This is a genomic window from Microvirga sp. P5_D2 (genome assembly GCF_054049475.1).
Genome location: NZ_JBFUMH010000056.1, coordinates 14,367 through 32,270, shown reverse-complemented (window position 1 = coordinate 32,270; position 17,904 = coordinate 14,367). Strand labels below are relative to the sequence as shown.

General features: G+C 61.3%; 15 protein-coding genes and 1 tRNA gene. 9 read left to right on the top strand and 7 right to left on the bottom strand.

Going from position 1 to position 17,904, the window contains the following annotated elements; genetic code table 11:
* Nucleotides 1–774 precede the first annotated feature (774 nt).
* From ACXJKO_RS15785 to ACXJKO_RS15775, 3 genes are all read left to right on the top strand, one after another.
* Nucleotides 775–5,238: a cadherin domain-containing protein gene (locus ACXJKO_RS15785; protein WP_457092041.1), complete on the top strand. Its 4,464-nt coding sequence runs from the start codon at nt 775–777 to the stop codon at nt 5,236–5,238.
* Between the two features lie 128 nt (nt 5,239–5,366).
* On the top strand, nt 5,367–5,864 hold the full coding sequence (locus ACXJKO_RS15780; RefSeq protein ID WP_457092040.1) for a GAF domain-containing protein: 498 nt from the start codon (nt 5,367–5,369) through the stop codon (nt 5,862–5,864).
* A gap of 43 nt (nt 5,865–5,907) precedes the next feature.
* On the top strand, nt 5,908–7,218 hold the full coding sequence (locus ACXJKO_RS15775) for an NAD(P)/FAD-dependent oxidoreductase (protein ID WP_457092039.1): 1,311 nt from the start codon (nt 5,908–5,910) through the stop codon (nt 7,216–7,218).
* On the opposite strand, the gene ACXJKO_RS15770 is transcribed toward ACXJKO_RS15775, so the two are convergent.
* Nucleotides 7,209–8,627, bottom strand: a complete 1,419-nt coding sequence (locus tag ACXJKO_RS15770; RefSeq protein WP_457092038.1) for a M10 family metallopeptidase — start codon at nt 8,625–8,627, stop codon at nt 7,209–7,211. The genes ACXJKO_RS15775 and ACXJKO_RS15770 overlap by 10 nt on opposite strands.
* Before the next feature lie 347 nt (nt 8,628–8,974).
* On the opposite strand from ACXJKO_RS15770, the gene ACXJKO_RS15765 reads away from it, so the two are divergent.
* Complete coding sequence (locus ACXJKO_RS15765; RefSeq protein WP_457092037.1) at nt 8,975–9,256, top strand: hypothetical protein; 282 nt, start codon at nt 8,975–8,977, stop codon at nt 9,254–9,256.
* A gap of 206 nt (nt 9,257–9,462) precedes the next feature.
* Here the strand turns inward: ACXJKO_RS15765 and ACXJKO_RS15760 are convergent.
* Nucleotides 9,463–9,537: transfer RNA gene (locus ACXJKO_RS15760), tRNA-Thr, on the bottom strand.
* A 65-nt stretch (nt 9,538–9,602) separates the two neighbouring features.
* Nucleotides 9,603–10,829, bottom strand: coding sequence for a 5-aminolevulinate synthase (gene hemA, locus ACXJKO_RS15755; protein ID WP_457092036.1), 1,227 nt, complete (start codon nt 10,827–10,829; stop codon nt 9,603–9,605).
* A 400-nt stretch (nt 10,830–11,229) separates the two neighbouring features.
* Between hemA and murA the strand changes: the two genes are divergently transcribed.
* Nucleotides 11,230–12,519, top strand: a complete 1,290-nt coding sequence (gene murA / locus ACXJKO_RS15750; protein ID WP_457092035.1) for a UDP-N-acetylglucosamine 1-carboxyvinyltransferase — start codon at nt 11,230–11,232, stop codon at nt 12,517–12,519.
* A gap of 170 nt (nt 12,520–12,689) precedes the next feature.
* On the opposite strand, the gene ACXJKO_RS15745 is transcribed toward murA, so the two are convergent.
* Nucleotides 12,690–13,079, bottom strand: coding sequence for a hypothetical protein (locus ACXJKO_RS15745; protein WP_457092034.1), 390 nt, complete (start codon nt 13,077–13,079; stop codon nt 12,690–12,692).
* Between the two features lie 127 nt (nt 13,080–13,206).
* On the opposite strand from ACXJKO_RS15745, the gene ACXJKO_RS15740 reads away from it, so the two are divergent.
* Genes ACXJKO_RS15740 through ACXJKO_RS15725 form a run of 4 tightly spaced genes read left to right on the top strand, consistent with a single transcriptional unit; the run spans nt 13,207 to nt 15,926 of the window.
* The gene (locus ACXJKO_RS15740; protein WP_457092033.1) at nt 13,207–13,644 is read left to right on the top strand and encodes a DUF2948 family protein; all 438 of its coding nucleotides are present in this window, start codon (nt 13,207–13,209) and stop codon (nt 13,642–13,644) included.
* On the top strand, nt 13,644–14,936 hold the full coding sequence (gene hisD / locus ACXJKO_RS15735) for a histidinol dehydrogenase (RefSeq protein ID WP_457092032.1): 1,293 nt from the start codon (nt 13,644–13,646) through the stop codon (nt 14,934–14,936). Before ACXJKO_RS15740 ends, hisD begins: the two co-directional genes overlap by 1 nt.
* 18 nt (nt 14,937–14,954) lie before the next feature.
* Nucleotides 14,955–15,440, top strand: coding sequence for a UPF0262 family protein (locus tag ACXJKO_RS15730; RefSeq protein WP_457092031.1), 486 nt, complete (start codon nt 14,955–14,957; stop codon nt 15,438–15,440).
* Nucleotides 15,441–15,443: 3 nt separating this feature from the next.
* Entirely contained in the window at nt 15,444–15,926 is a 483-nt protein-coding gene (locus ACXJKO_RS15725) for an arsenate-mycothiol transferase ArsC (RefSeq protein WP_457092030.1), read from the top strand.
* Here the strand turns inward: ACXJKO_RS15725 and ACXJKO_RS15720 are convergent.
* From ACXJKO_RS15720 to ACXJKO_RS15710, 3 genes are all read right to left on the bottom strand, one after another.
* Complete coding sequence (locus tag ACXJKO_RS15720) at nt 15,891–16,214, bottom strand: AzlD family protein (RefSeq protein ID WP_457092029.1); 324 nt, start codon at nt 16,212–16,214, stop codon at nt 15,891–15,893. The two genes, ACXJKO_RS15725 and ACXJKO_RS15720, sit on opposite strands and share 36 nt — an antisense overlap.
* Nucleotides 16,211–16,912, bottom strand: a complete 702-nt coding sequence (locus ACXJKO_RS15715) for an AzlC family ABC transporter permease (protein WP_457092028.1) — start codon at nt 16,910–16,912, stop codon at nt 16,211–16,213. Before ACXJKO_RS15715 ends, ACXJKO_RS15720 begins: the two co-directional genes overlap by 4 nt.
* A 137-nt stretch (nt 16,913–17,049) precedes the next feature.
* Nucleotides 17,050–17,718 carry a TerC family protein gene (locus ACXJKO_RS15710; protein ID WP_457092027.1) on the bottom strand — a complete coding sequence of 223 codons (669 nt, stop codon included), beginning with the start codon at nt 17,716–17,718 and terminating at the stop codon, nt 17,050–17,052.
* Nucleotides 17,719–17,904 lie beyond the last annotated feature (186 nt).

The following is a 17,904-nucleotide window of genomic DNA, read 5'->3' as shown; positions in this document are numbered from 1 at the left end:
GTGTTCGACCGTGATGGAGATGGTGCAAAGAACGACTCTGATTTCGTTGTAAACACCCTAGCTACTGGCAACCAACTGACGCCTTCTGTGAGTGCGCTCTCCAACGGTGGCTTCGTCATCGCTTATCAAAGTCCCGAGAGCTTTGATCAAAACATTTTGGCGCAGTCTTATGACTCTACCGGTAAGCCTCTTGGTGTTGAGGTAAGAGTCAATACCACAACGGTAAATCCGCAACGTGAACCGGTTGTCGCCGGACTTAGCGGCAATCGGTATATTGCCCTCTGGGTGGATAACGGCCCTGCCGATGATTCGGGTGCGCTGTATACAGTGCGCGGACGGATCATGTCAGCGGACGGGTCGAGTGGCGGAACTGAGTTCCTTGTGCCAAGCTCGCGTGGCTCTAAGCAGGAAATTTCAGTAGCAGAATTGTCGAACGGGAAGTTTGTTGTCTCTTGGACTCACTTCCCTGGATTTGACGGCCACGGTGGCTCCGATGGCAGCAGTTCCAGTGTTAAGGCGCAGATCTTCAATGCTGACGGCACGCTGTATCGGGGTGAGTTTATCGTCAACACTCCGATTGTAAATTTCCAAAAAGGCTCCTCTGTTACTGCTCTGCAGGACGGCGGGTTCGCTGTCTCTTATGTCGACGTTAGCACCGGCCAGAGCCAGGTCAGAATTGCAATATTCGACAAGGAAGGCGGCAGGTCGCTTGCGGATATTTATGTTGGCCCGCCACCTGGTTCAACCGTCGGTACCAAGCCTACTATCACGACATTGGCTGATGGCCGTCTCTTCGTAACCTGGGATGAGACGGGTATTGCTCGAGCGGATGATACCCAAAGCATCAGAGGACAGATCGTCGACCCTCGCTCGGCCGCTGTTGATCTCACTGGAACGACCGGCAACGATGATTTCTACGGGACGGTCTACAGCGACGTGCTGCGTGGCGGGGATGGAACCGACCAGCTGACGGGCGACGCAGGCAATGACACCCTGATCGGTGGCAAAGGTGCGGACATTCTCAATGGTGGCCGTGCGGGCGTGGCTACGGCAGCGGACGGCATCGATTTTGCGTCTTATGCCAATGCCGATTTTGGTGTGATCGCGAGCCTTCTGACTCCGACGCTCAGCAACACCGGCGATGCTGCGGGTGATACCTATACGTCCATTGAAGGCCTGATCGGCTCGGATCATGCGGATGAGCTGTCGGGAGACGACAACGCCAACACCCTGTCCGGCGGCGGCGGCAACGACAAGCTTTACGGCAATGACGGCGCAGACTTGCTGAAGGGCGAGGATGGCAACGACCAGCTTGATGGCGGCCTCGGAGCTGACATTCTCCAAGGCGGCAAGGGCGACGACAGCTATACCGTCGACAACGCACTCGACAAGGTTGAGGAAGCTGCCGGCGAAGGCTATGACTCTGTTACCGCCTCGGTCAGCTATGCTCTCGATATGCTGTCCGAAATCGAGGAACTGCACGCCCAGACTGGCGCGGCAAACATCAACCTGACGGGCAACGGCTTCGGCAACAAGCTCTTCGGCAACAATGGCGCAAACGAACTCAATGGCGGTGCGGGTGCCGATACGCTCGATGGCGGCCTGGGCAACGATACCTACGTCCTCGACAATGTAGGCGACACGGTCATCGAGGCCGCTGGTGATGGCACCGGTTACGACACCGTCGTGATCGCGACGAACTTCGCGGCAGGCACCACCTACCGGGTCACCGATTACGCCAATATCGAAGCACTCACCGTCCTGGACGGCGCCGGGCGCGTGGACCTCGTAGGCAGCGCAGCCGGTAACAAGCTCACAGGCAACGGCGCCGACAACGTGCTCGAAGGTCTTGGCGGCGACGACGCCATCGATGGCGGCGGCGGTGTCAACACGGCGGTCTTCACGGGCAACAAGTCCGACTACGTTATCACGAAGAACCCGCTCAACGGGACGGTCACTGTTGTCGACAAGGTCGCCGGGCGCGACGGCACGGATACCTTGAAGAACATCAAGTTCGTCAAATTCGCCGACGAGACGGTTGATCTGCTGCAAGAAGTAGCCACCGTGTCGATCTCGGCGCATGATGCCGCGAAGGCCGAGGGCGATACCGGCTATGTGGAATACACCTTCAAGGTCACCCGCAGCAACAGTTCCGGTCCGGCCAGTGTCAACTGGGCGGTGACGGGCCTCGGCGTCGCAGGTGCAGCGAATGCCGACGATTTCGACGCCGCAACGCTGAGCGGAAAGGTCGATTTCCTCGATGGTCAGAATGAGCGATACATCACGATCCGGGTCAAAGCTGACAAGGATATCGAAGGTCACGAGACATTCGGCGTGACTCTATCGAGCCCCACCGACGCGGTTCTTGGGACGGCTGTCGCAACGGGCACCATCATCAATGACGACGTCCTGCCCGCCCTGTCGATTGCGGCGACGGATGCGGCCAGACCCGAGGGCAATGCGGGGGCTTATACGACCTACAACTTCGTCGTGACACGCAGCAGCGGCACCGGTCCCTCCAAGGCTGTCTGGACGGTCAAGGGTGTCGGCGCCAACGCTGCCCAGAATGAGGACTTCATTGCTCTCACGGGGGGAGTGGAGTTCGCGGACGGCGAGACGACGCAGATCATCTCGGTCCTGATCCGGACCGATGAGATTCCGGAAGGGGATGAAACGTTCTCCATCGTCCTGTCTGCCCCGGAAGGCGCGACCATCATTTCGGATACGGCCTATGGCACGATCTCGAATGACGATAATCCGGCGAATACGGCGCCGACGAATATTCGCCTGACCACGGGCGGTACGACGACGATTGTCGATGAGAACAAGGCAGCGGGGATCACCATTGCTACGGTGATCGCGGATGACGATGCTGGGCCGGCGGGCCTGCGTTATTCGCTCGCAACCGAAGATGCCAATTTTGAGATCGACGAGATTTCGGGCCAGATCCGAATCAAGGCCGGAGCCACTCTCAACTTCGAAGGCCTGAAAACCTTCACCCTGTCGGTGAAGGTCCGGGATCTCAACGGAACCGGACTGGAGTCAGTGCAGGACATCACGATCAACCTCGCGGACGTGAACGAGGCTCCGCTGCTGGGGGCAGCCGTCACGGCGGTCACCATCAGTGAGAACGCCGCACTCGGGGACACGGTCGCCAGCTTCACGCTGGATGATGTCGATGCCGGTGAGGATTTCGTCTACGAGATCCTCGGCGTTCCGGCTGCTTTCGCAGGAGCCTTCGCGGTCGACGTGGTCAATAGGAAGATCGTGGTCGCGGACCGGTCCAAGCTCGCCGTTGCCGGCACGCAGAACTTCACGCTGACGTTGAAGGTGACGGACAAGAACGGCGGAGCCGGAAGCCTCTCGGACACTCAGGACTTCACCATTACTGTGCAGGATATTCCTCCAGGCAACACGGCTCCTGAGAACATCCGCCTGACCACGGGCGAGGCTGAGGTTTCCATCAGCGAGAGCATGGCCGCAGGGCAAACCGTCGCCCGTGTGATGGCCGATGACAACGGCCCCGCCAGCGAGCTTCGCTATTATATCGCGGCGAACCCCCGCTTCGTGATCGACGAGCTCACAGGCGAGATCAAGATCAAGAGCGGCGTGCGCCTCAACTTCGAGGCTGAGGGTTCCCATACCGTGACTGTGACGGTGAAGGACCTCAACGGCGTTGGTGCTGCATCGAGCCACAACATCGTCATCAACATCGATGATGTGAACGAGGCCGCGACGGACATCGACTTCTCGGATTTACGGATCGTGAAGGTGGGGGCGACACTGGGGAGCGCGAGTGTCGTCCTGGCGACGGCTCTCGATCTGGATACGAATGTCGAGTACCGAGACAACCTGTACCGGTTCGCCAACGGCACGACCACCGACGGAATCTTCACGATTAATGCCATCACCGGGCAGATTACCACAAACCGGGAGGTCAAGTCGTCGGATGTGGGGGATCATCTGCTCAAGGTCGTAGCTTACGACGCACAGACCCCAAATCTGACCAGAACTGTCTCTTATACGGTCACCGTCGTACCTGCGGACAACGTGGCTCCGACGGCTCCGACGGGCGCGTTCGAGGTCAATGAGGGCACGGGCACCAACACCGTTGTTGCAACCTTTGCTGCGACGGATGCGGACGGCCAGACCATCACCTACACCTTCGCGGGTGGCGGTACGGTCAGCGCGGACAGTCGCTTCAAGATCGTCGGCAACCAAGTGCTGGTGGACAACGCCACCACAGTGACCTCCGACAGCGCGGTGGACTACACGATCGTGGCCAATGATGGTTCCGGCGCGGCGAATGCCTCCGTCACCGGCACGGTGCGCATTACAGTGAAKGACTTAATTACTCCACCCAACGTTGCCCCGACGGGTCTGTACCTGAGCGCCAACTCGATCAACGAGTACGCTCAGCCGGGCAAGGAGATCGGCACGCTCAGCGCCACGGATACGATTGGTGATGTTCTCACCTACACGCTTCTCGACAATGCCGGCGGCCGCTTCGCCATCGCGGGCAACAAGCTCGTGCTGGCAGGTCCTGGCGTCAACTTCGAAGAGGCCAAGTCGCACCAGATCAAGGTCCAGGTCAGCGACGGCAAGGGTGGTGTTGAAGAAAAGATCATCACCATCAATGTCACGGATGAGACGACCCTGAGGCTGAACGGCAAGAGCAAAAACGACAAGCTCAACGGCGGCGCTCTGGATGACATCCTGAACGGCAAGAAGGGCAACGATACGGTCAAGGGTCTGGCCGGCGACGACAAGCTCTACGGCGATGTCGGCGACGACAAGGTCTACGGTGGGCTCGGCCTCGATACGCTCTCGGGCGGCAAGGGCAACGACAAGCTGTACGGCGAGGACGGCAACGACGTGCTCTACGGCGACGAGGGCAACGATGTGCTGACCGGCGGACTTGGCAGCGACACCTTCGTGTTCGCCAAGAAGGCGAACAAGACGACCAACTTCGACCAGATCAAGGACTTCCGGACGGGCGAGGACAAGATCTTCCTCGACAACGCGGTGTTCAAGAAGCTCGGCAAGCTCGGCACGTTCGACGCGCCTGCGAAGCTGGATGTGTCCATGTTCTCCGTCGGCAAGGCGAAGGACAAGAAGGACTTCCTGGTCTACAAGTCCGGCGTGCTCTATTACAATGCCGACGGCACCGGTGGCGGTGCGGCTGTCGAGATCATGAAGGTCAAGGGCCTCAAGGCCACCGATATCTTCATCATCTAACGGAGCCGAATGTAATCCACTCAAAGGGCTCCTTTCACGAGAAAGGAGCCCTTTCCGTCATGCGGCCCGGCGTTCGAGCCTGCCTCGTCCCCCTGGACAAGCGGGCGCCGGGCTCATAAGTGGATCCTATGTTCGAGGCCAAACCACTCCCACAGACCGACAGCAAGCGCGACTTTTATGCGTCGCTGGCTCAGCAGATGGCTGCCCTTCTGGAGGGTGAGCCGGACGCCATCGCCAACGCGGCCAATATGTCGGCGCTGATTTATCAGTTCCTGCCCGATCTCAATTGGGCAGGGTTCTATTTCATGCGCGGGTCTGAGCTCGTGCTGGGGCCCTTCCAGGGCAAGGCGGCCTGCGTGCGCATCGCGGTTGGCCGAGGCGTCTGCGGCACGGCCGTGGAGCGGCAGGAATCCATCGTGGTGCCGGATGTTCACGCCTTCCCCGGCCATATTGCTTGCGACAGCGCCTCCCGCTCCGAACTCGTGGTGCCGCTGATCCGGGACGGGCAGGTTCTCGGCGTGCTCGATCTCGACAGCCCCAATCCCAACCGGTTCGACGATGAGGACCGGGAGGGCTGCGAGAAACTGGTGCAGATCTATCTCGACGCGTCCGAGCTATCCTTCTGAGACGAGGCTGGAGCACTCTTGTGGCCGTTGCTGAAGTGACCCCATGACCTCTCTGCCTGAACACCCTTCCTCAAGCTATATCGATACCTATTACCGGCGCACGCTGGCGACGTCCGAGGATTACCCGCGTGCGACGGGGCGTATCGACGCCGATGTCTGCATCGTCGGCGGCGGCCTTGCCGGCCTTACGGCGGCTGTGAAGCTTGTCCGATCCGGCCGTTCCGTCGTGCTGTTGGAAGAAAATCGCATCGCCTGGGGCGCATCCGGCCGCAACGGCGGCTTTGTTGCGGCAGGCTATGCGACCGGGCTCGACAGCATCGCTCGTCATGTCGGCCAGCATCAGGCTCACGAACTCTACAGGCTTTCCATGGAAGGCGTGGAGATCGTCCGCACACATATCGATGCACTGAACATCCGCGAGGCCTCTCCGGTGTCGGGGATCGCCAAGGCCCTGCGGTATCGCTCTGGCGGCGCGTTGAAGGCGTCGTGCGAGAAGCAGCAGCGCGATTTCGGGATGAAGCTTCGGCATCTGACGCAGGATGAGGTACGCACGCTGTTCAACTCGCCCAAATACCACGAGGCGGTGCTGGACGAGGATGCGTTTCATTTCCATCCGCTGAATTATGCGCGTGCGCTGGCACGCGAGGCGGTCCAGCAGGGCACATCCATTTACGAAAACTCAGCCGTTGTTTCGGCGGATCTCGATGGGGCCCGCAAGCAGATCCGCACGCAGGATGCGGTGATCGAGGCCGGGCAGGTTCTGTTCGCAACGGGCGGCTATACCAGCGGCGTCGTTCCGGCTTTGCGCCGATCATTCCTGCCGATCGCCACTTATGTTCTCCTCACCCAAGAAGCGCCGGAACTGGTGCGCGATGCAATCCGCACCAAAGCCGCCATTCTCGATGACAGAAGGGCAGGGGATTATTACCGCGCTGTCGATGAAGGACGCCGGATTCTCTGGGGTGGGCGCATCACCACGCGCACGAGCGATCCGCGCGATATCGCGGCTCTGCTCCGACACGAGATGGTGACGACCTATCCGCAATTGGAGCCACTGAAGGTGGAGATCGCATGGTCCGGGCTGATGTCCTACGCGCGCCACCTGATGCCACAGATCGGGCTGTTGCAGCCGGGCGTCTGGTACTGCACCGCATTCGGTGGGCACGGCATAAACACGACCGCCATCGGCGGAACCGTCATCGCGGAAGGTATGACAGGTAAGAGCGACCGCTATCGCCTCTTCGCGCCTTTCGGCCTGTCATGGAACGGCGGGATCGTCGGCAGGGCAGCGGCGCAGCTCACCTATTGGGGCTATCAGGCTGCCGATGCGGTTCGAGAGTTTCGTCAGAGATAGAAGTCGGATCGCGCGAGCCGCGAAACACCGGCGAGGACGATTTCAAGATCGGCGATGCTGTCGCCGTTCACATCCCCTGCGACGATGCCGCCTGCAAATCTCAGCTCTCCGGCCCGGTTGCCGAAGGCGTTGTGGTCGATGAAGATGAAGGCCTGATCGCCGCCCTGATTGGCATCGGCATCGATGCGGCGCAGATCGATATGATCGATCCTGCTTCGGAAATCCCGGATCACATCTCTCTCGCTGCCGAAGGACTCGTCCGTGCTCCAGAACACGAAGGTGTCGGCGCCCTTACCGCCCATGAGGAAGTCGCTACCGCTCTGTCCGAACAGTTTGTCGTTGCCGTTTCCACCGTTGAGAATGTCGTTGCCCTCGCGCCCATAGAGCTTGTCATGGCCCGAGCCGCCCTTGAGAGTGTTCGCCACGGCGTTGCCCTTAATGACATCGCTCGCCGCACCGCCGATGGCCTTCTCGATGAGGGAACGGGGGTCGTCGTTGTGGAGAAGCGCATTGGCGATGTTGCCGGCCGCAAGCTTCCTGCTGCCCTCATCGAGCTTGGCGCGCTGCGTGAGCGACGTCTTCGTCCATGCGCCTGGATTCAGGTCGATGGACAGTGCGCTACTGTAGCGTGAGAAGTTATAAGTATCGATGCCGCCGCCGTCCCACACCGTCTGAAACACCCGGTTCGCACCGGGCGCGCGCTGGCCGTGGCCGTTGATGAGCATCTCACCGGTCGTCGGCAGCCAGGCATAGGTGGTGTTCCCGCTGTTCGTCGCGTAGTTCGCGCCGTACATGTGTTGGATAGCGGCAATGTCGAACATCATCAGGGACTGCGAATAGCCCCATTTCTCGTTGTCGTAGCCTCCGCTGACCGATGCTCCATTATAGGAGCGGTAGCTCATCACTGTGTATTCCATCGTATCGCGGGCAAGCGGCATAATGGTCGCGCCCTCGTGCGGATGCTCAAGGCCGAGCGCATGTCCCGTCTCGTGGACGATAGTGATGAAGGCATAGGTGCCCTTGATGGGATCGTTGTACTCTTTGCTCGCCTTGTTGAGCCAGACATCGCCTCCGAAGTCGAATGATGATGGAAAGTAGCCCCATGCCGTATAGGGCGTGTTCGATTGCGCATAGCGCAGATCCGCATGCTGCGAACCCGTTTCAGCGATCTCTTGGAAGGAGAGATTGGCGACCGATGCGTAGAGCTTCAGCCCGGCGCGCGCAGCAGCCTTCTGCTCAGCATTAAAGGCGCCAAACCCATTCGAAGGCTCTTCACTGTAGAAAGCACCGTAATGGCTCGCGGATGTGGGGAAGCTGTAGGTCAGCGTGTTCGTGGCCCACTTCACATCACTCAGGACCGCGTTGATGTAGACGTTGCCGGAAGGGCTGAGTGTTAAGGTTTCGGGCATGGGCGGCAGTCTCTAAAGGTGTCTCGTCGAGCCGATCGGAATTGTCGCAGGCATAGCGTAAAGAGTGTGTGAGTGTCGGCTGCCTTGAAGCGAGTATTTCGTGTCGATGAGCATCATCGACCGCCAAGTCGTTTCTCACCACCTAAAGCCTACGCTCTTCAAAGAACCCATCTTATTCCGGTTCTATTGGCGCATACTGGCATGTGCAACAAAAAAACATTCCTCCGGCAAAGGACAAAACGTCGCTTTTAAAGGACTCAATTCCGGACCGGGGCATTTGCCTGGGCGGAGCCCGTCTGAAGGGCATCTTCCTATTCGACGACAGCAAATTCGCCAAGCACAGAAACATGGACATCATCGCCGACTTCGACGCAGGGCAGGACTACGTTTGGCTCGATAACAGTACTCTTGGAAAGCTGGGTGCAAGCTCCATGACGAAAGCTAAGAAGATCGATGCGAGCTTTTTCACGGTCGGGTTGAAAACGAAGGACGTCAACGATTACGTCACTTACGGCAAGCAGAAAGGCTTCCTGATCGACGATGCGGACCCAGGCGCGAAAACTGTAGTGATTTTCGCTAAAATGTCGAAAGACCTGAAGATGAAGCATTACGACATGTTCGTCGCGTAAGGCCGCCTCAAGCACCATGAACTGATCTCTCCGGCTTTTGCATCGAGGAGATTCTCGTTCGCCGGATCGGGCGCATGAAACATTCGCGCACGGATGCCGCGCAGGCAGCCATTGCCGCCGAGCCCATCGCTTATCATGTCCGGAAAAACAATTGCCGACCTGATCGATCAGGTCGGCCGGGCCTCATGCATTCATGAGGAGTTCGATGGTGCTGCCAGAGAGGATCGAACTCTCGACCTCTCCCTTACCAAGGGAGTGCTCTACCACTGAGCTACGGCAGCGCGCCAACGAAGAGGGCCGCTTACTGCCACAGCGCGGCCCTATGCGCAAGCTTGAAAAACCAACTTTATTCCGCAGCCTGCACTTTCGGCTGGAGAGGGAGCTTCAGAGTGGTCCAAACTTCCACGAGAGCGGCGCCCAGAGCGTTGATATGGGCGTCGGAATGGAAGGGGCCGGGCGTGATGCGCAGGCGTTCGGTGCCGCGGGCCACGGTAGGGTAGTTGATCGGCTGGATGTAGATGCCGTGCTTTTCCAGCAGGCGGTCCGAGGCGGCCTTGCAAGCCTCCGCGTCACCCACCATCACCGGAACGATGTGGGTCATCGTGTCCATGACCGGCAGGCCGAGGCCGCTTAGCACCTGCTTGGTCTTGGCTACCTGACGCTGCTGCTTCTGCCGCTCGGCAGAGGAAGCCTTGAGGTAGCGAATCGAGGCCGTCGCTGCCGCCGCCACGGCCGGGGGGAGGGCGGTGGTGAAGATGAAGCCCGCCGCGAAGCTGCGCACCGCGTCGATGACAGCCCTGGTGCCCGTCAGATAGCCGCCCATGACGCCGAAGGCCTTGCCGAGGGTGCCCTCGATCACGTCGAGCCGGTGCATGGCGCCTTCGCGCTCGGCGATGCCGCCGCCACGGGGGCCGTACATGCCCACCGCATGGACCTCGTCGATATAGGTCATGGCGCCGTAGCGCTCGGCCAAGTCGCAGATAGCATGGATAGGGGAGATGTCCCCGTCCATGGAATAGATGCTCTCGAACACGACCAGCTTGGGCCGGTCGCCCGCCGCCTTCAGGAGCTCTTCCAGATGGTCGAGATCGTTGTGGCGGAAGACCACCTTGTCGCAGCCGGACTGCCGCACACCTTCGATCATCGAGTTGTGGTTCAGGGCGTCCGACAGGATCAGGCAGTTGGGGATAAGCTTGGCCAGCGTGGCGATGCCGGTCTGATTCGACACATAGCCCGAGGTGAAGACGAGGGCCGCTTCCTTGCCGTGGAGATCGGCCAGCTCCGCTTCGAGCTCCACGATAGGGTGGCTGGTGCCTGAAATGTTGCGGGTGCCGCCGGCGCCGGTGCCGAGCCGCCACGCGGCCTCCACCATAGCGCGGGTCACATCCCGGTTCTGACCCATGCCAAGATAATCGTTGGAGCACCACACCGTAATGGGGCATGCCCCCTCCGGGCTATGCCAGATGGCCTGGGGGAATTGGCCGGCCTTGCGTTCGATATCGGCAAAAACGCGGTAGCGGCGCTCACTCTGGAGGCGGTCGAGGGCTGACGTGAAGAAGCTCTGATAATCCATCATCTCACCGGGTGGGCAAATATCATGCCCGGGGATTGTGCATTGATTATGCCAGACGACATTGATCCCGGTCAAAGCCCGGAACCCTGATATTGCGGTTGAGACCCGCTTGCGAAGCCTCTATTTGATGAAGGCGACGATGGGTCGCGTGAACCATGACTGACGTGAAATCGCAAGAAAAAGCTGACCGGCTCAAGGCCGCTTTGAAGGAAAACCTGAAAAAGCGTAAGGCTCAGGCGCGCGGTCGGCAGGTGGCCAGGGTCGCTCCGGTCTCCTCCGAAGCCGAAAACGGTTCATCTGGGCGCGACAAGCCGTCCGACTAGCCTATAAAGCTCAAGACACGCATAGCTTAAGCACGCACAAAGCGCTTAAGCACGCACAAAGCAAGGAAAATTGATTAATGGATCGCATTCGCATCAGGGGCGGCGCGCCGCTCAACGGGTTGATCCCGATCTCCGGCGCCAAGAATGCGGCCCTGCCTCTCATGATCGCGAGCCTGCTGACGGAGGATACGCTCGAGCTCGGCAACGTGCCGAGGCTCGCCGACATCTCCTCGCTGCTCCGCATCATGAGCAATTTCGGCGTGGACCATTCCATCGCCGGCCGCCGTCCGGGCCAGTCCACCGAGACCGGCCAGACGATCCGCCTGTCTGCCAAGAGCATCATCGATACCTGCGCGCCCTATGAGCTGGTCTCCACCATGCGCGCCAGCTTCTGGGTCATCGCGCCCATGGTCGCCCGCTTCGGCCATGCCAAGGTGTCCATGCCCGGCGGCTGCGCCATCGGCACCCGTCCGGTGGACCTGCTGATCATGGCGCTGGCCAAGCTCGGCGCGGCCATCGAGATCGATGGCGGTTACGTTGTTGCGAGCGCCCCCAAGGGTCTCCAGGGCGCGGAGATCGATTTTCCGAAGGTGACGGTCGGCGGCACCCATGTGGCGCTCATGGCGGCGACGCTCGCCAACGGCACCACGGTGATCCGCAATGCCGCCCGCGAGCCGGAAGTCGTGGATCTGGCCGATTGCCTCATCAAGATGGGCGCCAAGATCCAGGGCCACGGCACCTCCGAGATCGTGATTGAGGGCGTTTCCAGCCTCAACGGCGCGACCCACGACGTGATGCCCGACCGCATCGAGACCGGCACATACGCCATGGCGGTCGCCATGACCGGCGGCGATCTGGTGCTGGAGAACACCCGCCCCGAATACCTTCAGGCCGCGCTCGACGTGCTGGGCCAAGCTGGCGCCGAGGTGTCCTCGACCCATAGCGGCATCCGCATTCGCCGCAACGGCAACGGCATCCAGGCGGTCGATATCACGACCGATCCGTTCCCCGGCTTCCCGACCGATCTGCAGGCGCAGTTCATGGCCCTCATGACCCGCGCCAACGGCACCTCCCGCATCCGCGAGACCATCTTCGAGAACCGCTTCATGCACGTGCAGGAGCTGGCGCGCCTCGGCGCCCAGATCCGCCTCGACGGCGACAGCGCCTATGTGGATGGCGTGCCGGGGCTGAAGGGCGCACCGGTCATGGCGACCGACCTCCGCGCTTCGGTCTCGCTGGTGATCGCCGGCCTCGTGGCCGATGGCGAGACGACCATCAACCGGGTCTACCATCTCGACCGTGGCTTCGAGGCCCTCGAAGCCAAGCTCGCCCGCTGCGGCGCGGAGATCGAGCGCCTCAGAGGTTAAAAGAAGAAGCGGAGGCTCTAGCGCATCGTGCGGACCCAGAGGGCCGCGTCAGCGAAAAGTGGACCCGGTTTTCCGCTCAAACGATGCGCCAGCTTAAACTTGAGCATCGGATGGACCCCAAAAGTGCAAATCCACTTTTGGGTCCGATGCTCTAACCTCCGCTTTTTGCATTATCGCTGAATATTGCCGCGCTTGACCCCGAAGCCAGGGATATCGCAGGTGCAATTTGCACCGTTCGACATGGGTTGCGGGTACTGGCAGCTGCCGCGCGAGGTCACGCAGATGCTGCCGCCCTGCGCCCGGCGCTGCCGCTCCCCGCGAGGCTGCGCATAGCGATAATCCTGGCGGTAGCCGTCGCGGTATTCGCGCCGGGGCTCGTAGCCGTATCGGGGCTCGGGCCTGTAGCCGTAATCGGGGCGGCGCTCGTAATAGCGCGGGGCCGGAGAGCGCTCCACCCATTCTTCCTCGTAAGGCTGCGAATAGGGATTGCCGTAATACTGCGCCGCAGCCGGCACGGTGAGGGTGAGAGCCGCCATGGCGGCGAGCAGGAGGCGTTTCATCGACAGTTCCTTTGCGATGTCTGGCATCATGAGCGCTAAAAGATGAACCGGACCTGAGCCGAAAGGTTGCGCAGGGCAGGGGCGCTCTCTACCTAAAGATCAAAGTTCAACAATAGGTTGGCAGACCATGGATCTCCTGAGACTCGTTGCGTTCGACCCCGAAGATCTGGCCGTCATCTCGGCTCACCTGCAGGATTCGCTCCTGCGGCTCGGTGATATCGCCTATCTTCCCAAGGAGCGCCGCTTCGCCATTCAGGTGCGCCGGTACGATTGGGAGGCGGCAACGCCCCAGCGCCGGCTGACCTGCATGCATTTCGAGAACGTCACGGGCGTTCGCGTCCGCGGCATCGATCAGACCAGCAAGGACGCGGTTCTTAACCTTCTCGCCATTACGTTCGAGGAGCGCGATGCTCCATCGGGCACAGCCACCTTGATCTTTGCCGAAGGCGGAGCCATCCAGGTGGATCTGGAGTGCGTCGAGATGCAGATGAAAGACACAGGCCCCGTCTGGGCCGCCGAAAGCCGCCCGTTGCACGAGGACCAGCAGCAGGCGGAGAGCCTGTAATGGTGCAAAGGCTCGATGCGCGGGACGCCTCGTTTCCGATTGCCTTTGCCGCTCTTCTCTCGGCGAAGCGCGAGGTGTCGGAGGATGTGGACCAGGCGGTCCGCGCCATCATTGAGGATGTGGTGGCGAAGGGTGACGAGGCCCTGATCGACTACACCTATCGGTTCGACGGACTGGCGCTCCAGCCCGAGACACTGCGCATTTCGACCGCAGAGATCGATGCGGCCGAGGCCCAGTGCTCCAAGGAAGCTCTTGAGGCGCTGGCTCTCGCGAAGGAACGTATCGAGGTTTATCACAGCGCCCAGCGGCCGCAGGATTCCATGACGAAGGATGCGTTGGGCGTCACGCTCGGCTGGCGCTGGACGGCTATCGAATCCGTCGGGCTCTATGTGCCGGGTGGCCGCGCGAGCTATCCCTCGTCGGTTCTCATGAACGCCGTGCCCGCGAAGGTCGCCGGCGTTCCCCGCATCGCGATGGTGGTGCCGACGCCGCGCGGCGAGACCAATCCGCTCGTGCTCGCCGCCGCGCGCCTTGCCGGCGTGGACGAGGTCTTCCGCATCGGCGGCGCCCAGGCCGTCGCGGCTTTGGCCTATGGCACCCATGCGGTGCAGCCGGTGGCGAAGATCGTAGGCCCCGGCAATGCCTATGTGGCCGCAGCCAAGCGCCGGGTATTCGGCCAGGTCGGCATCGACATGATCGCCGGTCCCTCGGAAGTGCTGATCCTCGCCGATTCCCAGGCCAACCCGGACTGGATTGCCGCCGATCTCCTGGCCCAGGCCGAGCACGATCCCGCAGCCCAGTCGATCCTTATCACCGACAGCGCGACCCTTGCCGATGCGGTCGAGAAGGCGGTGGAGCGGCAGCTCAAGACCTTGCCGAAAGCCGATATCGCCCGCGCAAGCTGGCAGGATTACGGCGCGATCATTCTGATCGACAGTCTCGACAACGCCATCCCCCTCGTGGATCGGCTGGCGCCGGAGCACCTGGAAATCGAGACGGAGAACGCCGAGGAGCTGGCGGCCAAGGTGCGGAATGCCGGCGCGATCTTCCTCGGCAGCCATACGCCGGAAGCCATCGGCGATTATGTGGGCGGGCCGAACCATGTTCTGCCTACGGCCCGGTCCGCGCGCTTCTCGTCCGGATTGGGCGTACTTGACTTCATGAAGCGAACCTCGATCCTGAAATGCGATCCGGGCGCCTTGAGGGCGCTCGGCCCTGCAGCCATCGCCCTCGGGCGGTCTGAGGGGTTGGAGGGTCACGCGCGATCGGTTGCGATCCGCCTGAACCTGTAAGGATTGAGCGGAGGGGGGATGTCGAGCGAAGGGAAGGAGCGGTGCCGGCTGGTCGCGGTCACCCTCGACGAGGCATCCATCGGCCGTGGCAATCCCGATCAGGAGCATGAGCGGGCGATCGCCATCTACGACATCATCGAGGAAAACAGCTTCGCGCTGCCGAACTATGACGGCGGCCCCTATGCCTTGCGCATCTCTCTCATCGAGAAGAAGCTCTGCTTCGAGGTGACGGCGCAGGACGGTGCGCCGCTCATCTCGCATCATCTGTCGCTCACGCCGTTTCGTAAGGCCATCCGCGACTACGAGATGATCTGCGACAGCTATTACCAGGCCATCCGTTCCGCATCTCCCGCGCAGATCGAGGCGATCGACATGGGGCGCAGGGGATTGCACAACGAAGCTGCGGAGCTTCTGCGCGAACGTCTCGACGGCAAGATCGTCGTCGATTTCGACACGGCGCGCCGCCTGTTCACGCTCATCTTCGCGCTGCACTGGAGGGGCTGACGCGTGGACGGCGCAGCCTCGAAGAAAATCCATTCGGTTCTGTTTGTCTGCGCGATGAATGCTGTGCGCTCTCCCATGGCGGAGGCTATCGCGCGGCATTACTTCGGCAAGTCGATCTATGTGCAGTCGGCGGGTGTGCGCAAAGGCGAGACCGACGGCTTCATGGCGACCGCGTTGTCCGAGATCGGCATCGACGGTTCAAAGCACAAGCCGCGCACGCTCGATGAGCTCGAAGAATGGGAGGGTCTGAATTTCGACCTCATCATCTCCCTCTCGCCGGAAGCGCATCACGCCGCGCTTGAGCTGACGCGGACCGTCGCGGCGGATGTGGAATACTGGCCGACGCCCGATCCGACGATCACGCAGGGCTCACGCGAGCAGATGCTCGATGCCTATCGCAACATTCGCGATGGCCTCATGTATCGCATCCGCATTCGGCTCAAGCAGGGATCACAGAAGAGCCCGGATGACGGAGAGGGTGCCTAGGCCTGCCAGGAGCCCGAGAAGATCGATGCGCGTGAACGCCATCACCGCGATGGCCGCCGCCACGGCGACGATTGCAGGCCAGCCGCTGTCGATCACCACCGGCAGAATTGTCGCGAGAATGATGGAGCCCGGCAGCGCCCGAAGGCCGCGCTCGATCCGTGGCGTGATCGGCACGCGGCTCATGAGCAGCACGCCGCCGATGCGGCACAGAAACGTGACGAGCATCATGCCTAAGATGGCGAGGGCCGATCCCCAGGGCGTGGCGATGAAGGCGCTCAATCCACTCATTCGATCAGCATGCCCGCGATGACGCCCGCGAGTGCACCGGCGATGATGAAGAGATAGCCCGGCACGAGAGCGTGGATGATGAGCGAGACGAGGCCGGCGATCAGCCAGGGCAGGGAGGACTTCGCTCCCTTCCACAAGGGCACCAGCATGATGCCGAAGAACAGCGGCATGACCAGATCGAGACCGAAATTCTTCGGCTCGGGCACGAGAGCGCCGGCAAAGAAGCCGGCGAGTGTCGCGATGAGCCAGACGACCCAGAGCACGATGCCCGATCCAAGGAGCACGCCGACATCGCGGCCACCTTCATTGTGGTAGCGCGTGCTGATGATCCAGCCCACTTCGGTGATGAGAAAAAGATTGAGCGCGTTGCGCCGCATCGGCTCATGGCGAAGCCAGGGCTGCAGCGTCGCCCCGAGCAGGATCATGCGCGAATTCACGACGGCGGTCACGGTCATGACCGTGAGGATCGTCGAGGGAGTCCAGACCTCCTGCCAGATTTCGAGGGCTACCATCTGCGATGCGCCGGCATAAACGAAGGCGCTCAACCCCAACGCTTCGGCAAGCGACAGGCCCTTCTGGGCCGCCGCCGTCCCGAAGGCGGCTGCAAACATGATGAAGCCCGGAAACGCCGGAACGACGGCGCGGGCGCCATAGCGGAAGCCGTCGAAGGAAAAGAAGGGGCGGGTCGAGGAGGACATGTGGATAAGCTCTCTGCCCCTCCTCATCCCTGCCGTCAATCGAGAAGGCTGGAAAATGCGGCAAAGCAAAGAAAAAGGGCCGATCCCACTTTCGTGGAACCGGCCCTAAAATTTTCATGACGGGCTGAAGGCTGCGTTTAGCCGGCCACGCCGTTCATGAGGGGATAGATCTCAAGGAGGCCCTCGTAGATCATCTTGAGAGACACATAGAGAATGATCGCCAGACCCACATAGGCGATCCAGCGGTAACGCTGGAGCAGGCGGGCGATGTAGGAGGCCGCAAGACCCATCAGGGCGATGGAGAGCAGCAGGCCGAAGGCCAGGATGTAGGGATGCTCTCGCGCTGCACCTGCGACCGCAAGCACGTTGTCCAGGGACATCGAAACGTCGGCGATGACGATCTGCCAGGCGGCCTGGGAGAAGGTCTTGCGAGGAGCGCCGCCGGCAATCGTGCCGTCCGAATTGAGGTCCTTGCCCTCAAGCGCCTCTTCCGCCGCCTCTTCCTCGGCATGCGTGACGCGCAGCTCGCGCCACATCTTCCAGCAGACCCACAGCAGCAGCACGCCACCGGCGAGCAGAAGGCCGACGATTGCCAGAAGCTGGGTCGTGATCAGGGCGAAGATGATACGAAGAACCGTGGCGGCGAGAACGCCGAGCAGGATGGCCTTGTTGCGCTGCTCTTTGGGCAGGCCCGCGGCGGCTAGGCCGATGACGATGGCGTTGTCGCCGGCGAGCGCGAGGTCGATGCCGACCACCATCAGGAAGGCGACGACCTCTGGTCCGAAAAAGTTGGAAAGCTCAAACATGTGATGCCTCAATTGTCGGGGAGAGCAGCACAAATACGCTCGAGGAGACACTTGATCCGCATCGGCGGGCCCGGACTTTTTTGATCCGGCGCGAGCCTAGAGATGCAGGCACAACCGTCTTCTTGAACGAATCCAGGCCGCCCTGGTCTTCATCCAGTCCGACATCGCCGCCCCTTGAAGGGCGAC

Coding starts and splice junctions, on each gene's coding strand:
- ACXJKO_RS15770 (WP_457092038.1), bottom strand. CDS start 8,627: ATGCCCGAAACCTTAACACTCAGCCCTTCCGGCAACGTCTACATCAAC.
- ACXJKO_RS15710 (WP_457092027.1), bottom strand. CDS start 17,718: ATGTTTGAGCTTTCCAACTTTTTCGGACCAGAGGTCGTCGCCTTCCTG.
- ACXJKO_RS15715 (WP_457092028.1), bottom strand. CDS start 16,912: ATGTCCTCCTCGACCCGCCCCTTCTTTTCCTTCGACGGCTTCCGCTAT.
- hemA (WP_457092036.1), bottom strand. CDS start 10,829: ATGGATTATCAGAGCTTCTTCACGTCAGCCCTCGACCGCCTCCAGAGT.
- murA (WP_457092035.1), top strand. CDS start 11,230: ATGGATCGCATTCGCATCAGGGGCGGCGCGCCGCTCAACGGGTTGATC.
- ACXJKO_RS15765 (WP_457092037.1), top strand. CDS start 8,975: ATGGACATCATCGCCGACTTCGACGCAGGGCAGGACTACGTTTGGCTC.
- ACXJKO_RS15780 (WP_457092040.1), top strand. CDS start 5,367: ATGTTCGAGGCCAAACCACTCCCACAGACCGACAGCAAGCGCGACTTT.
- ACXJKO_RS15740 (WP_457092033.1), top strand. CDS start 13,207: ATGGATCTCCTGAGACTCGTTGCGTTCGACCCCGAAGATCTGGCCGTC.
- ACXJKO_RS15730 (WP_457092031.1), top strand. CDS start 14,955: ATGTCGAGCGAAGGGAAGGAGCGGTGCCGGCTGGTCGCGGTCACCCTC.
- ACXJKO_RS15745 (WP_457092034.1), bottom strand. CDS start 13,079: ATGAAACGCCTCCTGCTCGCCGCCATGGCGGCTCTCACCCTCACCGTG.
- ACXJKO_RS15775 (WP_457092039.1), top strand. CDS start 5,908: ATGACCTCTCTGCCTGAACACCCTTCCTCAAGCTATATCGATACCTAT.
- hisD (WP_457092032.1), top strand. CDS start 13,644: ATGGTGCAAAGGCTCGATGCGCGGGACGCCTCGTTTCCGATTGCCTTT.
- ACXJKO_RS15720 (WP_457092029.1), bottom strand. CDS start 16,214: ATGAGTGGATTGAGCGCCTTCATCGCCACGCCCTGGGGATCGGCCCTC.